The sequence below is a fragment of the Halomonas sp. A3H3 genome, assembly GCF_000982975.1.
Classification (GTDB): Bacteria; Pseudomonadota; Gammaproteobacteria; order Pseudomonadales; family Halomonadaceae; genus Vreelandella; species Vreelandella titanicae.
This window is the reverse complement of the sequence record NZ_HG423343.1, coordinates 878628-880597: the sequence shown is the minus strand read 5'-3', so window position 1 is coordinate 880597 and position 1970 is coordinate 878628. Positions and strand designations below refer to the sequence as shown.

The window sequence follows — 1970 nt, the reverse complement described above, 5'->3', positions numbered from 1 at the left end:
CTGCCTGTATGGTGCCACTGGCGGGACACTATTCGCCGCCGGTACTGCGGGCGAGCGCTTTGCGGTGCGTAACTCTGGCGCTTCAGCGGTGATCGAGGGCGCAGGCGACCACTGTTGCGAATATATGACCGGCGGTTTGGTCTGCGTGCTCGGTGAGACCGGGGTCAACTTCGGTGCGGGCATGACCGGTGGGTTTGCCTATGTGTTGGATGAAGAGCGCACCTTCGTGGACAAGTACAACCACGAACTGGTCGAAATTCACCGCGTTAACACAGAGGCCATGGAGGCGTATCGTCGTCACCTGCGTGAAATGATCGAAGCCTATGTGGCCGCGACGGGTTCCGCGCGTGGGGCGGCTATTCTGGAAGACTTCAGCGACTATGCGCGTCACTTCTGGCTGGTTAAGCCAAAAGCAGCCAGCTTGGGTAGTTTGCTGGATCAGTCTCGGCGTCAGCCGCAATAACCCGTTTATGCCCCTCACGCTGACAGGAGAGAGATCATGGCTAACCGTTTAAATAACGATTTTCAGTTTGTCGATGTGGGTCGTCAGGATCCACAGAAGAAAGACGCCCGTGCCCGTGCCAAAGAGTTTGCGGAAATTTACGAACCTTACAAGCCCACCGATGCGGCCAGCCAGGCGCATCGCTGCCTGCACTGCGGTAACCCGTACTGTGAGTGGAAGTGCCCGGTGCACAACTATATTCCCAACTGGCTACAGCTGGTGGTGGAAGGCAACATTATTGAAGCCGCTGAGCTGTCGCACAAAACCAACTCGCTGCCCGAAGTATGTGGTCGCGTGTGCCCCCAGGATCGTCTGTGCGAAGGCGACTGCACGCTAAATGACGGCTTTGGTGCCGTCACCATCGGCTCGGTGGAGAAGTACATTACCGATACGGCGTTCGCCATGGGCTGGCGTCCGGATATGTCCCACGTTACCTGGACGGATAAAAAAGTCGCCATCATTGGCGCAGGCCCTGCGGGCCTGGGCTGTGCGGATATTTTGGCCCGTAACGGCGTCAAGCCGGTGGTGTTCGACAAGTACCCGGAAATCGGTGGCCTGCTGACCTTTGGTATTCCCGAGTTCAAGCTGGAAAAGAGCGTGATGGAGCGCCGCCGGGCAGTCTTTGAAGAGATGGGCGTCGAGTTCCGCCTGAATACCGAGATTGGCACCGATATTGAGTTTGAGACCTTGATGCAGGAGTACGACGCGGTCTTCCTGGGTATGGGGACTTATAAATACATGGAAGGCGGCTTCCCTGGCGAAGATCTGCCGGGCGTGTACAAGGCCCTCGATTTCCTGATTGCCAACGTTAACCGCTGCCTGGGCTTTGAAAAAGATCCCAACGACTATATCTCTATGGAAGGCAAGCGTGTGGTAGTGCTGGGCGGCGGTGATACGGCGATGGACTGTAACCGTACCTCGATTCGTCAAAACGCTACCAGCGTGACCTGTGCGTACCGTCGTGACGAAGGCAATATGCCGGGGTCGCGCCGTGAAGTCTCCAATGCTCGTGAAGAGGGCGTTGAGTTTCTGTTCAACCGTCAGCCGGTGGCGGTCGTCGGTGAAGAGAAGGTCGAAGGCGTGAAAGTTGTGCGCACACGCTTGGGTGAGCCGGATGAAAACGGCCGTCAGCGCCCTGAAGTGGTGCCCGGTTCTGAAGAGATCATTGCGGCGGATGCTGTGGTTATCGCTTTTGGCTTTCAGGCAAGCCCTGCGCCGTGGTTCGATAGCGCCAATATTCAGGTCGACGAGCGCGATCGCGTCACCGCGCCGGAGCACGGCCAGTACGCCTTCCAAACCAGCAACGAAAAAATCTTTGCCGGTGGCGATATGGTGCGCGGCTCTGACTTGGTGGTCACGGCGATTTACGAAGGTCGCCAGGCGGCGGAAGGCATTCTGGATTACCTGGGCGTGTAAAAGAAGTGCCTTTATAGGCTTAATGTCATCGCGAGCGAAGCGTGGCGATCTG

Annotated in this window: 2 protein-coding genes; both read left to right on the top strand. The window is 57.4% G+C overall.

Translation table 11 applies throughout. The features are described 5' to 3' along the window. A partial coding sequence (locus HALA3H3_RS03790) for a GltB/FmdC/FwdC-like GXGXG domain-containing protein (protein WP_053856894.1) occupies window positions 1-463 on the top strand: 463 nt, incomplete at its 5' end. Window positions 464-499: 36 nt separating this feature from the next. Then, window positions 500-1918, top strand: coding sequence for an FAD-dependent oxidoreductase (locus HALA3H3_RS03785; protein WP_009286775.1), 1419 nt, complete (start codon window positions 500-502; stop codon window positions 1916-1918). The last annotated feature ends 52 nt before the right edge of the window (window positions 1919-1970 follow it).

Excerpts from the sequence above, each read along its gene's own strand:
- HALA3H3_RS03785 (WP_009286775.1), top strand. The coding sequence starts at position 500 with ATGGCTAACCGTTTAAATAACGATTTTCAGTTTGTCGATGTGGGTCGT.